The sequence below is a fragment of the Saliniferula longa genome (genome assembly GCF_050789285.1).
Lineage (GTDB): Bacteria > Pseudomonadota > Alphaproteobacteria > Rhodobacterales > Rhodobacteraceae > CAVPWP01.
The window spans coordinates 1,044,265-1,060,453 of the sequence record NZ_JBOUVX010000002.1 but is presented as its reverse complement, the minus strand read 5'-3'; the positions used below and the strand labels follow the sequence as shown (position 1 = coordinate 1,060,453).

Below are 16,189 nucleotides of genomic sequence, written 5' to 3'. Positions count from 1 at the left end.
CTAGTCGGGACGGGCTAGAAAACGAAATATCCTTTCGGAGCCGCCATGAGTTTCCGCGTCCAGCCCAGCCCCGTCGCCCGACCGAACCGCTGCCAGCTTTTCGGTCCCGGCTCGCGGCCCGCGATCTTCGAAAAGATGGCGGCCAGCGCGGCGGACGTAATCAACCTCGACCTTGAGGATTCGGTCGCCCCCGACGACAAGACCGAGGCGCGAAAGAACGTGATCGCCGCGATCGGCGACATCGACTGGGGCAGGAAGCACCTCAGCGTGCGGATCAACGGCCTCGATACGCCCTACTGGGTGCGCGACGTCGTCGACCTTCTCGAGAACGCCTCGGACCGGCTTGACCAGATCATGATCCCCAAGGTCGGCTGCGCCGCGGACGTCTATGCCGTCGACGCCGTCGTCTCGGCGGTCGAGGCGTCGAAGGGGCGTGGGAAACGGATCGGCCTGGAAGTCATCATCGAAACCGCGGCCGGCATCGCCCATGTCGAAGAGATCGCGGCCTCGTCCCCGCGTCTGCAGGCGATGAGCCTTGGGGCCGCGGATTTCGCGGCGTCGATGGGGATGCAGACCACCGGCATCGGCGGCACGCAGGAAAACTACTACATGCACCACGCCGGCCAGAAGTACTGGGCCGACCCCTGGCATTGGGCGCAGGCGGCCATCGTCGCCGCCTGCCGCACCCACGGGGTGTTGCCGGTCGACGGCCCCTTCGGCGACTTTTCGGACGACGCGGGCTTTCGCGCGCAGGCGCTGCGCTCGGCCACGCTTGGCATGGTCGGCAAATGGGCGATCCACCCCAAGCAGGTGGCGCTTGCCAACGAGATCTTCACCCCGTCCGAGGCGGCGGTGGCCGAGGCGCGCGAGATCCTGGCCGCGATGGACGAGGCCAAGCGCACGGGACAGGGGGCAGCGGTCTACAAGGGCCGCCTTGTCGACCTTGCCTCGATCCGGCAGGCCGAGGTTATCGTGCGTCAGGCCGAGATGATCCTGGCCTGACGCGGGAACGGTCAATCGCTGGTGGTCATCGCCTTCCAGATCACCGCGCCGACCGCCGCGCCGATCAGGGGCGCCACCCAGAAGAGCCAGAGTTGCGCCAGCGCCGGCCCGTCGGCGAAAAGCGCCACGCCCGTGGACCGCGCCGGGTTGACCGAGGTGTTGGTCACCGGGATCGAAATCAGGTGGATCAGCGTCAGGCCCAGCCCGATCGCGATCGGCGCGAAGCCCGCCGGCGCCAGTTTCGACGTGGCGCCCAGAATGATGACGAGGAAGGCCGCGGTCATCACGACCTCGGTCACGAAGGCCGAGGTCAGGCCGTAGCCCATCGGCGAGGCTTCGCCAAAACCGTTCGAGGCGAAACCGCCCACGCCCGCGAACCCCGCCTGTCCCGAAACGATCACGAAAAGCACGACCGCCGCGGCGATGGCGCCCGCGACCTGCGCCGCCCAGTAGGGCAGAAGGTCTTTCGCCTCGAACCGCCCGGCGATCATCAGCCCAAGCGAAACGGCGGGGTTGAAGTGCCCGCCCGAGATGCCGCCCACGGCATAGGCCATGGTCAGCACGGTCAGGCCGAAGGCAAGGCTGACGCCCAGCCAGCCGATGCCCACGTCGGGGACGCCGGCGGCAAGAACGGCGCTGCCGCAACCTCCCAGCACCAGCCAGAAGGTGCCGATGAATTCTGCCAGAAGTTTCTTTGTCACGGTGGACTCCTGCTAATGTGACGCGGGGGCAGTCTAGCGCACGCGATCCGGCGCCGACCGCATCAAATGCAAGGGTTACCGTGAATTTCCGGCGACATTGCAACTCGGTCGCGGCAGGGTCATATACGAGGGCACCAGCGGACGCACACGCGGGACAGTCAGACGGAACCGGGCATGAAGACCTACCTCGAATTCGAAAAACCGCTGGCCGAAATCGAAGGCAAGGCGGAAGAGCTGCGCGCGATGGCGCGCGCCAACGAGAAGATGGACGTCGAGAAGGAGGCCGCTGCCCTCGACAAGAAGGCCGCGACGATGCTCCGCGACCTTTACAAGGATCTCTCGCCCTGGCGGAAGACGCAGGTCGCGCGCCACCCCGACCGGCCGCACTGCAAGGATTACATCGACGCGCTGTTTACCGAGTTCACGCCCCTGGCCGGCGACCGCAACTTCGCCGACGACCACGCGGTGATGGGCGGGCTCGCCCGGCTGAACGACCGCCCTGTGATGGTCATCGGCCACGAAAAGGGCAACGACACCAACAGCCGGATCGAACGGAACTTCGGCATGGCGCGCCCCGAGGGCTATCGCAAGGCGATCCGGCTGATGGACATGGCCGACCGCTTCGGACTTCCGGTGGTTACGCTGGTCGATACGCCCGGGGCCTATCCCGGCAAGGGCGCGGAAGAGCGCGGCCAGTCCGAGGCCATCGCGCGCTCGACCGAAAAGTGCCTGACGATCGGCGTGCCTCTGGTTTCGGTCATCATCGGCGAAGGCGGTTCGGGCGGGGCGGTCGCCTTCGCCACGGCCGACCGTGTCGCGATGCTTGAACATTCGGTCTATTCGGTGATCTCGCCGGAAGGCTGCGCATCGATCCTGTGGAAGGATGCCGAAAAGATGCGCGAGGCGGCCGAAGCGCTGCGCCTGACGGCGCAGGACCTGCGCCAGCTTGGCGTGATCGACCGCATCATCACCGAACCCCTCGGCGGCGCCCAGCGCGACCCGAAGGCCACGATCCAGAGCGTCGGCAAGGCCCTCGAGGAGATGGTCGCAGGCCTTGACGGCAAGAGCCGGGAAAAGCTGGTCCGCGACCGCCGCGCGAAGTACCTTCAGATGGGCGCCAAGGGACTTGCAGCGTGACGACCGGACGGCGGGCCATCCTTGCGGGGATTGGCGCGCTGGCAGTCGCGCCCCTGGGGCTGTCTGTGCGAAGGGCCCATGCCATGGAGGTTGACGTCATGACCCCGGCGGGCGATGTCGACTGGATCTATCTGGGCGACACCGTGATGGGCGGCGTCTCGGAAGGACGCGCCTCGACCGAAGACGGCATCCTGAGACTGACAGGCACCGTCTCGACCGCGAACCGCGGCGGTTTCATCCAGGCGCGGACCTACGTCGACCAGGGGCTGCCGGAGGGCACGACCGGGCTGCGGCTGAGGGTCCGCGGCAATGGCGAGCGCTACTTCGTCCATCTCCGAACGTTCCTGACGCCCCTGCCCTGGCAATACTACCAGGCCGGGTTCGAGACCGGGCCGGACTGGGCCGAGGTGACGATCCCGATTGCCGATTTCCAGCCGTCCGGGCGAATGATGCCCCTTGCCATCTCGCCCGATCTGGTACGATCGGTGGCGGTGGTGGCCTATGGGCGCGACCATGTGGCCGACCTGTCCGTCGCCGCGCTGGGGCCGGTGTCCGGCGCGCCCTGATCCAATCTACCACATCGACGCGGCAGCCCGGGCAGCCCATTCGGCATCGTAGGCCGCACCGTCGATGCCGCCGTCCGTCGCCTCGCGCAGGAAATCGCCCGCCGTGGGAAGGCCCGGACTGTCGTCGCGGCCCGACCACAGGCCGGCCCGAAGGATCGCCCGGGCGCACTGGAAATAGACCTCTGCCACGCGGACCACGACGGCGCTGCGCGGCAGCGCGCCGCCCCGCCCGAAACTGGCAAGCAGCCCGGCGTCCGCGGTCACGCGCGCGGTGCCGTTCACCCGAACGACGTTCGTGGACCCGGGCACGAAGAACATGAGCGACACCCGGCCATCCGCCACGATGTTGCGCAGCGAATCGATCCGGTCGTTGCCGCGCCAGTCCGGCAGGACCAGCGTCCGGGGGTCGTCCACCCGCACGACGGGGCCGTCGTAGCCGCGTGGGCTTGCGTCGGTGCCTTCGGGGCCGATGGTCGACAGGACCGCGAAGCGCGAGGCCTCGATCCAGCGGCGATAAGCGGGGGTAAGGACCGGGACGACCTTGCCAAGCGACGTGGGTTTCGGCGCGCCGTAGAGCGCGGCAAGTCCCTCGGGCGTCTCAATCCACTCCATCGCGCACCTCGTCCGTGAATCCCGCTTCGGCCATCAGCGCGTTCGACCGGCGTTCGATCGCCCCGGACATGCGGTCCATGAACTGGTCCTTGCGCAGCCCCGGTGCGATCGGGTCGAGGAACTCGACGACCGCAAGGCCGGGCTTTCGCAGGATCGCGCGCTTCGGCCAGAACACGCCGACATTGGTGGCGACCGGCACGCAGGGCTGGCCCAGCTCCTGGTAAAGCAGGGCGGTCCCGATCTTGTAGGGCCGCGCCTCGCCCGGCGGCACGCGGGTGCCCTGGGGATAGATCACCAGTTGCCCCGGGCTTTGCAGTCCCGCCGCGACATCGCTCAGCATCTTGGCAATGGCCTGGCCGCGCCGCCCGCGATCGACGGGCACGCAGCCGATCCGCCAGGCGTACTGACCAATGAGCGGCGCAAAGAGAAGCTCGCGCTTCATGATGAACTTGCCGCGCGGGATCGCGTGGAAGATCAGAAGGATGTCGAGGAAGGACTGGTGCTTGGCGGCGACCATGACCTCGCCCGTGGGGGGCGTGCCGCGCACCTCGGAGCGAAGCCCCACCATCCAGCGCGCCGTCCAGATCACATAGCGGCAATAGGTGTGGCAGGCCAGGAACGCCGCGTTGCGGCTGAACAGCGCGAAGGGAAAGAAGACGATCGCGAGGATCAGCATCGCCACATACATCGAGATGTTGAAGACCAGCGACCGGATCCACTGCATCGTGCGCGCCTTCCCTCAGGTGGTGTCGCGCAGCCGCCGAAGGGCGGCGGTGCGGGTGGCAAGGAAGGCGACGGCCGCGGCAAGCGGCGGCACCAGAAGCGGCCAGAGCCATTCGGCCCCCTGAAAGCCCAGCCCGGTCAGAAAGCTCGCCTCGGGCGCGGGGGCCGGCAGAACGGCGATGGCGGCCATGGCGAAGGCGGTGCCGATCAAGGCACCAAGCGCCGCGCGCAACGTGAAGCGGCGCACGAAGGCGCGGGCGATGAAGACGTCGCGCGCGCCGATCAGCCGCAAGACACCGATGACCTGGGCGTTGGCCGACAGCGACGCGCCCGCCGCAAGGGTGATCATCGCGGCCGTCGCCGCCGTGATCAATCCGATCGACAGATACCCCAGCGTGCGCAGCCGCTCGGCCGCCTCGACCAGCGGCCGACGCCAGCGCGAATGGTCGTCAAGCACGGCGCCCGGCACCTCGGCCGACAGGCGCAGGCGCAGGCCCTGCGGGTCGAAGCCCTCGGCTGTCTCGCGCAGCTCGATCAGTTGCGGTACCGGAAGGTCAGACAGCTGAATGCCGGGTCCGAACCAGGGCGCAAGAAGCGCCGCCTGCTCGTCGGCGGTCAGCGCCCGTGCGGATCGGACGCCGGGCGTCTGTTCAAGCACGCGCAGCGCGGCCTCGGTCTGGGCCGCGACCTGACCCGCCGGGGCCGAGATGCGGATCGTGGCGCTTTGCGCCAGTTCGCCTTCCCAGCGGTCCGCCAGCCGGCCCGTGGCGAAGGACAGGGCCAGCGCGAAAACCGCCAGCAGCGCCATCGCGCCCGAGGTAAAGACCGTGAGCCAGGCGGTGAACCCCGTGGGCGGCACGACGCTGTCGCTGCGCGCATCCCCCGCGACAAGGGCGCGCAGGCGGTCGGCCGCGCTCACAGGTCGGCCCCCGCGAGCTGCACCTGCCGGTCACGGATCCTCAGCACGCGCACCGAGACCTGCGACTTGGCCTGACGGATCAGGTTCATGTCATGGGTCGCGACGACAACCGTCTTTCCCATGCGGTTGAGTTCCACCAGAAGCGACAGAAGCCGCATCGACATCTCCCAGTCGACGTTGCCCGTGGGTTCATCGGCAAGGATCACGTCGGGCGACATGATCACCGCCCGCGCAAGGGCAGCGCGCTGACGCTCGCCGCCCGAAAGCTGCGGCGGCAAGGCGTCGGCTTGACCGGTCAGACCGACCCAGGACAGAAGTTCCCTGAGGTTGCCCTCTTCGGCCTCTTCGTCACGGCCCGCCACAACGAGCGGCAGGGCGATGTTCCGCGCGATCGTCAGATGGTCAAGAAAGCGGCAATCCTGGTGGACGATGCCGATGCGCTGGCGCGTGCGCGCGATCGCGTCGCGATCCATCGTCGCGGCGTCTTTCCCGAAGACCTGCACCTTGCCGGAGGTCGGCATGAGTTCAAGGTAGCAAAGCTTGAGAAAGGTGGTCTTGCCCGCCCCCGACGGCCCGGTGAGGAAATGGAACGACCCGGGCTTCAGCGAAAGGGTCACCTCGGACAGAAGCGGGTCGCCGCCATAGCTCATCCCGACGCCTGTCAGCTCGATCACGCCTGCCCCTTCCGTTGTTCTTCGCCCGCCCAGCGCGACAGTTTTGCCTCAGCCGCCGCCGCAGTTCAACGCCAGCACCGGCTTGCGTTTGAGTTTTTTTCGCCCTTTGCTACAACATCTGGCATCGAGCATGAACGGGGTGGCCCGACCGCCCGGAAAAAGGGGGCAACGATGCGGCTGATATGCCCGAATTGCGGCGCGCAATACGAAGTCGACGGCAGCATGATCCCGGACGACGGCCGGGACGTGCAATGTTCGGCCTGCGGCCACACGTGGTTCCAGCTTCCCGAGGGCGTCGAACTTCCCGCCGAGCCGGAACCGGCAGAGCCGTCCGAAGCCGCACCTGACGACGAGTTGGCCGAAGGCGGCGAGGAATCGCCCGACGCAGAGGACGACGCCGAGAGCTCGGACGAGATCCCGGTCGCGGGCGACGCGGGCGCATCGTATGACGAAGCGGCCAGCGACGACACCGAGGCGACCTACGAAGACTTCGCCGAGCCCGACGCCGATGGGGACGCTTCCCCGGACTCGGCCCAGGAAGCCGCCCAGGAACCTGCGTCGGAACCGGCCCTGCCGGTGGCCGCCGCGGCGCCCGTTGCGCCGCCGCCCCATGCGCCCCGCCCCTCCGAGAAGCTCGACGGGACGATCCTCGACATGCTGCGCGAGGAGGCACGGCGCGAAACCGAAGCGCGCCGGGCCGAACAGGCGCAAGCGCTTGAAACCCAGCCCGAACTGGGCCTGACCGAGGCTTCCGAGCCGACCGATCGCCTTGGCACGGGGGGCCAGGCCGCGCGTCTGCGCGGCGACGAGGCCGACGCGGACGAAGAGGATGACCTCGTGCCGCCCGGTTCGCGCGGCGATCTTCTGCCCGACATCGAGGAAATCAATTCGACCTTGCGGCCGGCTTCGGAACATCCCGAGGCAGCCGAGATCGCCGACCCCGTCGCCGTCGAGGCACGCCAGCGCAGCGGCTTCCGCTGGGGCTTCACGCTGATGATCGTTCTGGCCGCCCTTCTGGTGATCGCCTATGTCTTTGCGCCCCAGATCGGCCAGCAAGTGCCAGCGCTCGAGCCCGCCCTGGTCGGCTATGTCGAGACGGCGAACCAGGTACGCGACGGCGCCGAGGCGTTCCTCGACCGCACGACGCAGGCACTGTCCGACCTGACCGCAGGCGAAACGGACGGCGATGTCGAGTAGGCGCGCCTAGAAGCGTTCCAGCAGCCGGCGCAGGTAGTCGCGTTCCTCCTCGGGGCGGGCCTGCTCGCCCGACCGGCGGCGGATCTCGTCCAGAAGCTCTTCGGCGCGGCGATAGACGTCCTCGCCCTGAAGAAGCCGCTCGTCGGTCCCGATGCGGCCGTTCTGGCCGGGATCTCGGCCCAACGGGTCACGCTGGCCAAGCGGGTTGGCCTGTCCGAAGGCCTCGCCGCCCTGCTGGCCTTCCTGTTGCTGCTGGGCCATCATCTCGCCCAACTCGCGCATGCCCTCGCGAAGCGCCTCCATGGCCTCGGCCTGATCGTCGAGGGCGCCTGCGAAATCCTCCTGCCGCAGCGACTCTTCGGCGTCATCCATCGCGCGGCCGGCGCGACCAAGCGCCTCGCGGGCGGCGTCGCCTTCGGGCGTGCCGGCGCCCGGAAGGCCCTGCTGCTGGCGTTCCAGTTCCTGCCGCAGTGCCTCCTGGCGGTCGGCGAGGCTGCCCAGAGGGTCCTGACCGGCGCCCGAGCCGCCGCCCTGCCCCTCGTTCTGTCCGAACTGCTCGCCGCCCTGGCCCTGGCCCTCGCCCTGGCCAAGACCTTCGCCTTGCCCGGTCCCCTGTTGCTGGCCGGGCTGCTGGCCCTGCTGTCCTTGTTGGCCCTGCTGTCCGGGCTGGCCCGGGCTGAACTGCTCCTGAAGGTCGCCGAAGGTCTCGTCCGACAGGCCCTGCTGCTGGCGCAGGGTCTCGGCCAGACCCTCCATCGCCTGCTGGCCGGGACCCTGTTGACCCTGGCCCTGCCCGCCCTGCGTGACCTGCATGTTCTCCATCATCTGGCGCAGCTGGTCGAGAAGCTGCTGCGCCTCGGCCATACGGCCCTGTTCCATCAGTTCCTGCAGGCGCTGGAGCATCTGTTCCAGCTGGTCGCCGGTGATTTCCTGCATGTCCTGCGGGTTCTGGGCCATGTCCTGCCCCTCCTGCTGGCCCTGCTGGGCAAGCTGGCGCATGTAGTCCTGCATGGCGTCGCGCAGTTCCTGCATCAGTTCGGCGATCTCTTCGTCGGTTGCGCCGTTATCGATCGCCTCGGCCAGCTGGTCCTGCGCACGGCGCAGGCGTTCCAGCGCGTCGGCCAGGTCGCCCTCCTCGATCAGGACCGCGACGTCCCACAGGACCTGCGCGATCTCGGCCCGCACCTCGTCCGTCAGGGCGCCGTCCTCGACCGCGCCTTCAAGCCTGCGGATCGCGGCGCGCAGCATCAGATAGGCGCCCTCGTCGCGGAAGATGTCGTCGGGTCGGTGGCTGACGGTGCGCAGGATCTGCGCCACGCGTGGTCCGTTCGCCCGATTCCACAGAAGATCGCGCCGCTGTTCGACGACGGCCGCGGCAAGCGGTTCGAAGAACCGGCGGCCGGGCAGAAGCATCGCCTCGGGCGCCGAGACGCCCGACTGGCCGATGGCGTCCGACACTTCGAGCGTCAGGGTCACCGCCAGCCCCGCCCAGGGATGCTGGGACAGGTCCTCGATCAGGGTCTCGACGAATTCCGTCCGGTCGCCCGTGATCGTCATCGGCAGGTCAAGGACGATCGCCTCGCGCGGCTCGGGGTCGATGGTCAGGCCGTGGCGCCGGTCGACCGAGGGCAGGTCCAGCGCGATGGTCGCCCGGCCCGAGACCACGCCATAGTCGTCTGCCGCGCGGAAGGGCTGGCGCATCTCGCCGGTGGGGGCGCGTTCCACCGGGCCGTCCAGCGCCACCTCGGGCGGGGCGTCGGGCGTCACCACGATTTCCCACGACCGGCCGCCCGGCCCGTCGATCGCGATCGTGCCACCGCGCGTCACCTCGAAGCTTTGCGCGGGCTCGGTCGCGGGCGGCACCTCGCCCGTCCGCCCCGAGACCGTCTCGGTCAGGGCAAGCGCGCCGATCTCGCCGTAAAGGCGGATCGTCACGCGGCTGCCATCCGGCACCTCAAGCGTGCGCCCGTCGATATCGTTGAGGTAAAGGCTGGGCTTGCCGGTGTGAGCCGGCGGCTCGATCCAGCCTTCCCAGGCCGGACCTGTGGCCAGTGCCTGCCCACCGCCAGGCGCCATGTCTGTCACGCTGGCGACGCGCCAGACAGACCCGAAAAGAAGCGCTATGACGAAGGCCGCGAGCGCCACGTAACGCAACGCATAGGGGTCGCGGTCGGCAAGGCGCAGGTCGGGTTCGACGGCCTTTGCGGCCTTCACCTTCTCGGCCATGCGGGCGACGTGCGCCGACCAGACGGCCTCGGACGCGGCATCGCCCGCGCCGATCGCCTGGGTGTCGGCGATGGCGGTGATCGGGCGACCCGGAAGGCTTGCGTCAAGCCGCGCCAGCGCGTCCCCGCGGCCCGGCAAGCGGAACCGCCGCAGGCCCAGGACCAGCGCGACGACGGCGCCCAGCACGCTTGCGACCGCCCCGGCCCAGACGACCTCGAGCGCGGCGTAATCCTGCACGCCCAGCATGAGCGTCGCGAGGACAGCAAGGACAATGGTCACGAAGGGCCAGAACGCGCGCGTCGCGCGCTCGGCGACGAGTCCGGCGTGAGTCAGCCTGAGCGGCCATCTGAGGCGGCGTTCCGCCTCGGGTGATAGGGACAAGTCGTCCTTCATGCGTCCGCGCCAGGGCCCGTCGCGAAGGATGCCGCGGTTAGAGCCACGCCGGAATGGTATCCCGTTTCACGAGATCGTCAAAGGTCGGGCGCGGTCTTATGACGGCGAATTGATGCCCACTGACCAGAACCTCGGGGACGAGGGGGCGGGTGTTGTATTCGGACGCCATCACCGCGCCGTAGGCGCCGGCCGACCGGAACGCCACCAGGTCGCCCTGGGCCAGCGGCGCGATCTCGCGCCCCTTGGCGAAGGTGTCGCCGGTTTCGCAGACCGGACCCACAACGTCATAGCGCGCGGGCTCTTGCCCCGGTTCGGGCTGGACCACCGGCACGATGTCGTGGTGGGCGGCATACATCGACGGGCGGATCAGGTCGTTCATCGCCGCGTCGACGATCAGGAACTGCCGGTCCTCGCCCTGCTTGACGTAGATGACCTCACTCAGCAGCACACCCGCGTTTCCGGCGATCAGGCGGCCGGGCTCGATCTCGATCTCGCAGCCCAGATCACCCAGCACCCGGCGCACCATGTCGCCGTATTCGATCGGCAGCGGCGGTGCGGTGTTGGTGCGCTCGTATGGGATGCCAAGACCGCCACCCAGGTCGAGCCGGCGGATGTCGTGCCCGTCGGCGCGCAGGGCCCGGGTCAGTTCGGCCACCTTGCCATAGGCGATCTCGAACGGCTCGAGCTCGGTCAGCTGGCTGCCGATGTGCACGTCGATCCCCACAACCTCGATGCCCGGCAGCGACGCGGCCAGCGCATAGACCCCGCGCGCGCGGGCGATGGGGATGCCGAACTTGTTCTCGGCCTTGCCGGTCGCGATCTTCTCGTGGGTCTTGGCGTCGACGTCGGGATTGACCCGGATGGTGATCGGCGCGGTCCTGCCAAGCTCGGTCGCCACTTCGGACAGGGCGTGAAGCTCGGGCTCGCTTTCCACGTTGAACTGGCGGATGCCGCCTTCAAGCGCGATGCGCATTTCGGCGCGCGTCTTGCCGACGCCCGAAAACACGATCCGGTCCGCCGGCATCCCGGCCGCCCGCGCCTTGAGGTATTCGCCCGCCGACACCACGTCCACGCCTGCCCCGAGATCGGCCATGAGGCGCACGACGGCAAGATTGGAATTCGCCTTCATCGCATAGCAGACAAGGTGATCCATCCCCTGAAGCGCCTCGTCGAACAGACGGAAATGCCGGGTCAGCGTGGCCACCGAATAGACATAGACCGGCGTGCCGACCGCCGCCGCGATCTCGGGCAGGGGCACGTCTTCGGCATGCAGGATGCCGTCGCGGTACAGGAAGTGGTCCATTACCTGACCCGGGCCGTGCGCAGGAACAGGTACAGCGGCAGGCCGCAGCTGACCCCGATGCCGAAGGTCGCCGGAATCGCGATCAGCGCGATCCAGTTCTTGCGCGCCCAGACCTCGGCCAGGATCCAGACCGTCAGCGCGGTGGCGGCGATGGTCAGGTCCCAGACAAGGCCACTCGTGGCATCGTTGACGTGCCAGGCCTCGATCATGCCGGCCAGCGACCAGCCGTTCTCGCCGAACCAGCGCAGGAAGTAGGCCATGGGGTGGATCGCCCCCCAGACCGCCAGCGCGAGATAGACGAGGCGCAGGGGCGACATCACAGCCCCCCGACCACGCCGATCCGCGCGTCACCCCCCACGCTCACGCCGGTCGAGGGACCCGGGGTCGAGGGACTCGGGGACGAGGGCGGCGGAACGGGGGCGCCGTCCGCGCCGCAGGCGGCGAGCGACGCAAGAAGAAGCAGTGCCATCACGATCCGTGTCATAGTCGAAGTCCCCATCCACCTGTTCCGATGCCAACCCGCACGGGACCGCTGCCGACCGCGACGCCGACCCCGCCGGTGCCCACGCTGACGGCCATGTTGTCGGTCTGAACCACGTCCGCTGCGACATAGGCATCGCCGCCCGTGGTCACGCCACCGCTCACGCGGCCCGAGTTCACGCCGACGGCACCCGTCGCGCCGTCGGGCCCCACGGCCACGCCCGCGGTCGGGCGGGCCGGCGCGCAGGCCGACAGAAGCCCCGCGACCATGACCAGAAGGACGACCGCGCGCCTCATGCCAGGATCTCTCTCCATCGGGCGACCTGCGCACGAACCTGGTCCGGCGCGGTCCCGCCATACGAGGTGCGGCTTGCCACGGAGTTGTCCACCCCGAGCACGCCGAAGACCGCGTCGGTGATGCCGGAATGGACGCCCTGCATCTCGGCCAGTGACAGTTCGGGCAGGTCGCATCCCTTCGCCTCGGCCAGCGCGACAAGGCTGCCGGTCACATGATGGGCCTCGCGGAAGGGCAGTCCCAGCGCCCGCACCAGCCAGTCGGCCAGATCGGTCGCCGTGGAAAACCCCGAGGCGGCGGCCGCGCGCAGACTGTCGCGGTTCGCCGTCATGTCGCGGACCATGCCCTCCATCGCTGCGATCGCCAGCATCAGGCTGTCGGCCGCGTCGAAGACCTGTTCCTTGTCTTCCTGCATGTCCTTCGAATAGGCCAGCGGCAGCCCCTTCATGACCGTGAACAGCCCCACGGTCGCGCCCAGGATGCGCCCGATCTTGGCCCGGATCAGTTCGGCCGCGTCGGGGTTCTTCTTTTGCGGCATGATCGACGAGCCGGTGGTGAACCGGTCGCTGAGGCGCACGAAGCGGAACTGGGCCGAGGACCAGATCACCAGTTCTTCGGCGAAGCGCGACAGGTGCATGGCGCAGATCGTGGCGGCCGACAGATACTCGAGCGCGAAGTCGCGGTCGCTGACGGCATCGAGGGAATTGGCCATGGGCCGGTCGAAGCCCAGCGCATCGGCGGTGGCGTGGCGGTCGATCGGAAAGGACGTGCCCGCCAGCGCGGCCGCGCCAAGGGGGCATTCGTTCATCCGGGCACGCGCATCGGCGAAGCGGCCGATATCGCGGGACAGCATCTCGACATAGGCCATCATGTGGTGGCCCCAGGTCACCGGCTGGGCCGTCTGCAGATGGGTGAAGCCCGGCATCACCCAGTCGGCCCCGGACTCGGCCTGATCGAGAAGCGCAAGCTGCAGCGCGGTCAGCCCCTCCATCGCGGCGTCGCACTGATCGCGCACCCAAAGTCGGAAATCGGTGGCCACCTGGTCGTTCCGCGACCGCGCGGTGTGAAGCCGCCCCGCGGGTTCGCCGATGATCGCCTTCAGCCGCGCCTCGACGTTCATGTGAATGTCCTCGAGCGCGGTCGAGAACGCGAATGCGCCCGTTTCAATCTCTGACAAGACCGTGAGCAGGCCTTCCCGGATGGCTTCGGCGTCTTTAGTGGAAAGGATGCCCTGCGCCGCCAGCATCGCGGCGTGGGCGCGGCTGCCTTCGATGTCCTGCCGGGCCAGCCGACGGTCGAACCCGATCGAGGCGTTGATCGCCTCCATGATCGCGTCGGGTCCGTCGGCGAAGCGTCCGCCCCACATGGCATTCGAGGTGCTGGTCATGATCGTCGTCGTTCCGGAGGGATCCATGAAGGCCTTGAAGTCCGCCGTCCTTTATACGGCCCTTGCCCTCGGTGCAAATGCGGCGATGGCCGACCCTTCCGCGCTGGCCGCGTTGCGCGACGGCGACATGCAGAAGCTGATCTTCCATCCCGAACCGCAAGCGGTGTCGCAGGTGGCCTTCGCCGACGCCTCGGGGGCGGAATTCACGCTGGCCGACTGGCAGGGCAAGCATGTGGTGGTGAACTTCTGGGCGACCTGGTGCGCCCCCTGCCGGAAGGAAATGCCGGGGCTCGACCGGCTTCAGGCCGAGTTCGGCGGCGACGCTTTCGAGGTCGTGACCATCGCCACGGGGCGCAATTCGCTGACCGGCATCCGCAAGTTCTTCGAAGAGACAGGGGTGACGAACCTTCCCATCCTGCTTGACCCGAAATCGGGGCTTGCGCGCGACATGGGGGTTCTGGGCCTGCCGATCACCGTGGTTCTCGATCCCGAGGGGCGCGAGATCGCCCGGCTGATCGGGGACGCGGAATGGGACAGCGACAGCGCCAAGGCAATTGTCGCCGCGCTTATCGACGGCAAGTCAGCGCCAGCCCTTGTGGGCAGCGACGCACCCTGAAGAAAGGGCGCTCCGAAGAGCGCCCCATCCCTATTCGCGACCCGGTTACTGGCAGGCCGCGGCCGAACCCGCAAGGCCGCCCGCCGCGGCGCCCGCGACGGTCGCGATGTCGTTGCCGGTGCCGCCACCGACCTGGTTGCCCAGGATGCCGCCCAGCGCCGCGCCACCGATCGTGCCGACGGCACAGTTGGCGTTCTGCTGCTGCGGCGTGGTGGCCTGACAGGCCGCAAGAAGGGCGAGTCCCGTCGCCGCCACGAAGATGATTTTGATCCGTTTCATGCCATACTGCCTTTGATTGCGTTCGACCCTTTGATCGGTCGGCTGAATCATGCACGCCCGTCCCTGATAGGCAATAGCATGCATGCGACATGCAATGACATGACCCCCCGGAGATCGGCAAAACCTTGCCGGCAAGGGGATATCGGACCTGGCCACCGGCTAGCCCAGCCCGGCGACCTCGGAATGCCGCGGACATCCGACAAGGTGGTCGTTCACAACTCCTGTCGCCTGCAGGACCGCATAGACGATCGTCGGGCCGCAGAACCTAAAGCCGGCAATCTTCAGATCCTTCGAGATGCGGCGCGACAGGGGCGTCTCGGCCGGGACCTCGGACATCGTCGCAAAGCGGTTCTGCACCGGCACGCCGTCGACGTATCGCCACAGGAACTGGTCGAAGCCCTGCCCCTCGGCGATCGTCAGGTACGCCTGCGCATTGCCGATGGTAGCCTCGATCTTTCCGCGGTGGCGCACGATGCCGGGATCGGCCAGAAGGCGGGCGACCTCGGCTTCGCCCCAGCCCGCGATCACCTGGGGATCGAAGCCCGCGAAGGCCGCGCGGAAGTGGTCGCGCTTGCGCAGGATGGTGATCCAGGACAGGCCCGCCTGGAAGCCGTCGAGAACCAGCTTTTCCCACAGCGCGCGGGGATCGCGTTCGGGAACGCCCCATTCGGTGTCGTGATAGGCCACGTAAAGCGGATCGGTCCCGCACCAGCCGCAGCGTTCACCCATCGCTTGCCTCCCCCGGGTTAATCCCATCTCAACCCTTGCCCCGCCACAGTCCATGCGAACGCCGTTCGCCGCAAGGGGTGCGCATGTCCGCCGAAGTCCTGATCGCCGATGGGGCCGACAGCCCGCTTTCCGCCGCCATCGGCGCCCGCGATCGCGACACGCTGCGCATGGTCGAAGCCGCCGTGACTGGGCGCAACGCGATGCTGGCCTTCCAGCCCGTGGTGCTGGCCGCGCGCCCTGACCGCCCCGCCTTCTACGAAGGTCTGATCCGCATCCTGGACGACACCGGTCGCGTGATCCCCGCGCGCGAGTTCATCGGCGCGGTCGAGATGCATCCGGTCGGCCGGATGATCGACTGCCTCGCGCTCGAGATGGGAATCGCCGCGCTGAAGGCCACGCCGACGCTGCGGCTTGCGATCAACCTTTCGGCACGCTCGATCGGGTTCGCGCGCTGGCAGCGCGCGCTGGACGAGGGGCTGCGCGCCGATCCGACCGTCGGCGAGCGGCTGATCCTCGAAATCACCGAAGCCTCTGCCATGGTGATGCCCGATGTCGTGCAGGCCTTCATGGCCGATCTTCAGGTACGCGGCATCTCGTTCGCGATCGACGATTTCGGCGCCGGGTTCACCTCGTTCCGCCACCTGCGCGATATGTATTTCGACATCCTCAAGATCGATGGCCAGTTCATCCGCGGGATCGCCACGAACGGCGACAACCGGGTGATGACGCAGGCGTTGCTGTCGATCGCGCGGCACTTCGGGATGCTGACGGTCGCCGAATCGGTCGAGACGGCGGAAGACGCGGCCTGGCTGACAGCGGCGGGGGTGGATTGCCTGCAGGGCTATCACTTCGGGGTGCCCGCGCGTCGGCCGACCTTCGTCGCGTGCGCCCCGCGCCGCAGGACCGGCTGAGACATCGTGCCTGTTGCGAAGGCGGCGCAGTCTGCCTAG

Annotated in this window: 19 protein-coding genes; 6 read left to right on the top strand and 13 right to left on the bottom strand. The window is 68.4% G+C overall.

Annotated elements, in window-relative coordinates:
* Positions 1 to 45: 45 nt before the first annotated feature.
* Positions 46 to 1,002, top strand: a complete 957-nt coding sequence (locus ACRDNQ_RS11770; RefSeq protein ID WP_431828837.1) for an L-malyl-CoA/beta-methylmalyl-CoA lyase — start codon at positions 46 to 48, stop codon at positions 1,000 to 1,002.
* Between the two features lie 11 nt (positions 1,003 to 1,013).
* On the opposite strand, the gene aqpZ is transcribed toward ACRDNQ_RS11770, so the two are convergent.
* Complete coding sequence (gene aqpZ, locus ACRDNQ_RS11765) at positions 1,014 to 1,703, bottom strand: aquaporin Z (RefSeq protein ID WP_431828836.1); 690 nt, start codon at positions 1,701 to 1,703, stop codon at positions 1,014 to 1,016.
* 174 nt (positions 1,704 to 1,877) lie between these two features.
* Between aqpZ and ACRDNQ_RS11760 the strand changes: the two genes are divergently transcribed.
* Entirely contained in the window at positions 1,878 to 2,840 is a 963-nt protein-coding gene (locus ACRDNQ_RS11760) for an acetyl-CoA carboxylase carboxyltransferase subunit alpha (protein WP_431828835.1), read from the top strand.
* Positions 2,841 to 2,923: 83 nt separating this feature from the next.
* Complete coding sequence (locus ACRDNQ_RS11755; protein WP_431828834.1) at positions 2,924 to 3,406, top strand: CIA30 family protein; 483 nt, start codon at positions 2,924 to 2,926, stop codon at positions 3,404 to 3,406.
* A gap of 6 nt (positions 3,407 to 3,412) precedes the next feature.
* Here the strand turns inward: ACRDNQ_RS11755 and ACRDNQ_RS11750 are convergent, their stop codons facing one another.
* From ACRDNQ_RS11750 to ACRDNQ_RS11735, 4 genes are read right to left on the bottom strand one after another with little or no spacing between them, the layout of a single operon-like run.
* A complete protein-coding gene (locus tag ACRDNQ_RS11750) occupies positions 3,413 to 4,018 on the bottom strand; it encodes an MSMEG_1061 family FMN-dependent PPOX-type flavoprotein (protein WP_431828833.1) in 606 nt (201 codons plus the stop codon).
* Positions 4,005 to 4,742 (bottom strand): lysophospholipid acyltransferase family protein, encoded by a 738-nt coding sequence (locus tag ACRDNQ_RS11745; RefSeq protein ID WP_431828832.1) that lies wholly within the window; start codon positions 4,740 to 4,742, stop codon positions 4,005 to 4,007. Before ACRDNQ_RS11745 ends, ACRDNQ_RS11750 begins: the two co-directional genes overlap by 14 nt.
* 15 nt (positions 4,743 to 4,757) lie before the next feature.
* Positions 4,758 to 5,660, bottom strand: a complete 903-nt coding sequence (locus ACRDNQ_RS11740) for a cell division protein FtsX (RefSeq protein ID WP_431828831.1) — start codon at positions 5,658 to 5,660, stop codon at positions 4,758 to 4,760.
* On the bottom strand, positions 5,657 to 6,334 hold the full coding sequence (locus ACRDNQ_RS11735; protein WP_431828830.1) for a cell division ATP-binding protein FtsE: 678 nt from the start codon (positions 6,332 to 6,334) through the stop codon (positions 5,657 to 5,659). Before ACRDNQ_RS11735 ends, ACRDNQ_RS11740 begins: the two co-directional genes overlap by 4 nt.
* Before the next feature lie 171 nt (positions 6,335 to 6,505).
* On the opposite strand from ACRDNQ_RS11735, the gene ACRDNQ_RS11730 reads away from it, so the two are divergent.
* Complete coding sequence (locus ACRDNQ_RS11730) at positions 6,506 to 7,531, top strand: zinc-ribbon domain-containing protein (RefSeq protein WP_431828829.1); 1,026 nt, start codon at positions 6,506 to 6,508, stop codon at positions 7,529 to 7,531.
* Between the two features lie 6 nt (positions 7,532 to 7,537).
* On the opposite strand, the gene ACRDNQ_RS11725 is transcribed toward ACRDNQ_RS11730, so the two are convergent.
* The 6 genes from ACRDNQ_RS11725 to argH are packed head-to-tail and all read right to left on the bottom strand — an operon-like array spanning position 7,538 to position 13,615.
* Positions 7,538 to 10,150, bottom strand: coding sequence for a TIGR02302 family protein (locus ACRDNQ_RS11725; RefSeq protein WP_431828828.1), 2,613 nt, complete (start codon positions 10,148 to 10,150; stop codon positions 7,538 to 7,540).
* A gap of 37 nt (positions 10,151 to 10,187) precedes the next feature.
* Entirely contained in the window at positions 10,188 to 11,453 is a 1,266-nt protein-coding gene (gene lysA / locus ACRDNQ_RS11720; RefSeq protein ID WP_431828827.1) for a diaminopimelate decarboxylase, read from the bottom strand.
* Complete coding sequence (locus ACRDNQ_RS11715; RefSeq protein ID WP_431828826.1) at positions 11,453 to 11,770, bottom strand: DUF2834 domain-containing protein; 318 nt, start codon at positions 11,768 to 11,770, stop codon at positions 11,453 to 11,455. Before ACRDNQ_RS11715 ends, lysA begins: the two co-directional genes overlap by 1 nt.
* Positions 11,770 to 11,922 (bottom strand): argininosuccinate lyase, encoded by a 153-nt coding sequence (locus tag ACRDNQ_RS11710; protein ID WP_431828825.1) that lies wholly within the window; start codon positions 11,920 to 11,922, stop codon positions 11,770 to 11,772. Before ACRDNQ_RS11710 ends, ACRDNQ_RS11715 begins: the two co-directional genes overlap by 1 nt.
* Positions 11,923 to 11,933: 11 nt before the next feature.
* Complete coding sequence (locus ACRDNQ_RS11705) at positions 11,934 to 12,230, bottom strand: hypothetical protein (RefSeq protein ID WP_431828824.1); 297 nt, start codon at positions 12,228 to 12,230, stop codon at positions 11,934 to 11,936.
* Positions 12,227 to 13,615 carry an argininosuccinate lyase gene (gene argH / locus ACRDNQ_RS11700; protein WP_431828823.1) on the bottom strand — a complete coding sequence of 463 codons (1,389 nt, stop codon included), beginning with the start codon at positions 13,613 to 13,615 and terminating at the stop codon, positions 12,227 to 12,229. Before argH ends, ACRDNQ_RS11705 begins: the two co-directional genes overlap by 4 nt.
* 25 nt (positions 13,616 to 13,640) lie before the next feature.
* Between argH and ACRDNQ_RS11695 the strand changes: the two genes are divergently transcribed.
* On the top strand, positions 13,641 to 14,231 hold the full coding sequence (locus ACRDNQ_RS11695) for a TlpA disulfide reductase family protein (protein ID WP_431828822.1): 591 nt from the start codon (positions 13,641 to 13,643) through the stop codon (positions 14,229 to 14,231).
* Between the two features lie 45 nt (positions 14,232 to 14,276).
* On the opposite strand, the gene ACRDNQ_RS11690 is transcribed toward ACRDNQ_RS11695, so the two are convergent.
* Both ACRDNQ_RS11690 and ACRDNQ_RS11685 read right to left on the bottom strand, forming a co-directional pair.
* Positions 14,277 to 14,510: a glycine zipper 2TM domain-containing protein gene (locus tag ACRDNQ_RS11690; RefSeq protein ID WP_431828821.1), complete on the bottom strand. Its 234-nt coding sequence runs from the start codon at positions 14,508 to 14,510 to the stop codon at positions 14,277 to 14,279.
* 159 nt (positions 14,511 to 14,669) lie between these two features.
* Positions 14,670 to 15,239 (bottom strand): DNA-3-methyladenine glycosylase I, encoded by a 570-nt coding sequence (locus ACRDNQ_RS11685; RefSeq protein WP_431828820.1) that lies wholly within the window; start codon positions 15,237 to 15,239, stop codon positions 14,670 to 14,672.
* Between the two features lie 83 nt (positions 15,240 to 15,322).
* On the opposite strand from ACRDNQ_RS11685, the gene ACRDNQ_RS11680 reads away from it, so the two are divergent.
* On the top strand, positions 15,323 to 16,150 hold the full coding sequence (locus tag ACRDNQ_RS11680) for an EAL domain-containing protein (protein WP_431828819.1): 828 nt from the start codon (positions 15,323 to 15,325) through the stop codon (positions 16,148 to 16,150).
* Positions 16,151 to 16,189 lie beyond the last annotated feature (39 nt).

Excerpts from the sequence above, each read along its gene's own strand:
- ACRDNQ_RS11770 (WP_431828837.1), top strand. The coding sequence starts at position 46 with ATGAGTTTCCGCGTCCAGCCCAGCCCCGTCGCCCGACCGAACCGCTGC.
- ACRDNQ_RS11760 (WP_431828835.1), top strand. The coding sequence starts at position 1,878 with ATGAAGACCTACCTCGAATTCGAAAAACCGCTGGCCGAAATCGAAGGC.
- ACRDNQ_RS11755 (WP_431828834.1), top strand. The coding sequence starts at position 2,924 with ATGGAGGTTGACGTCATGACCCCGGCGGGCGATGTCGACTGGATCTAT.
- ACRDNQ_RS11750 (WP_431828833.1), bottom strand. The coding sequence starts at position 4,018 with ATGGAGTGGATTGAGACGCCCGAGGGACTTGCCGCGCTCTACGGCGCG.
- ACRDNQ_RS11745 (WP_431828832.1), bottom strand. The coding sequence starts at position 4,742 with ATGCAGTGGATCCGGTCGCTGGTCTTCAACATCTCGATGTATGTGGCG.
- ACRDNQ_RS11730 (WP_431828829.1), top strand. The coding sequence starts at position 6,506 with ATGCGGCTGATATGCCCGAATTGCGGCGCGCAATACGAAGTCGACGGC.
- ACRDNQ_RS11725 (WP_431828828.1), bottom strand. The coding sequence starts at position 10,150 with ATGAAGGACGACTTGTCCCTATCACCCGAGGCGGAACGCCGCCTCAGA.
- lysA (WP_431828827.1), bottom strand. The coding sequence starts at position 11,453 with ATGGACCACTTCCTGTACCGCGACGGCATCCTGCATGCCGAAGACGTG.
- ACRDNQ_RS11715 (WP_431828826.1), bottom strand. The coding sequence starts at position 11,770 with ATGTCGCCCCTGCGCCTCGTCTATCTCGCGCTGGCGGTCTGGGGGGCG.
- ACRDNQ_RS11710 (WP_431828825.1), bottom strand. The coding sequence starts at position 11,922 with ATGGCACTGCTTCTTCTTGCGTCGCTCGCCGCCTGCGGCGCGGACGGC.
- ACRDNQ_RS11705 (WP_431828824.1), bottom strand. The coding sequence starts at position 12,230 with ATGAGGCGCGCGGTCGTCCTTCTGGTCATGGTCGCGGGGCTTCTGTCG.
- argH (WP_431828823.1), bottom strand. The coding sequence starts at position 13,615 with ATGACCAGCACCTCGAATGCCATGTGGGGCGGACGCTTCGCCGACGGA.
- ACRDNQ_RS11695 (WP_431828822.1), top strand. The coding sequence starts at position 13,641 with ATGAAGGCCTTGAAGTCCGCCGTCCTTTATACGGCCCTTGCCCTCGGT.
- ACRDNQ_RS11690 (WP_431828821.1), bottom strand. The coding sequence starts at position 14,510 with ATGAAACGGATCAAAATCATCTTCGTGGCGGCGACGGGACTCGCCCTT.
- ACRDNQ_RS11685 (WP_431828820.1), bottom strand. The coding sequence starts at position 15,239 with ATGGGTGAACGCTGCGGCTGGTGCGGGACCGATCCGCTTTACGTGGCC.
- ACRDNQ_RS11680 (WP_431828819.1), top strand. The coding sequence starts at position 15,323 with ATGTCCGCCGAAGTCCTGATCGCCGATGGGGCCGACAGCCCGCTTTCC.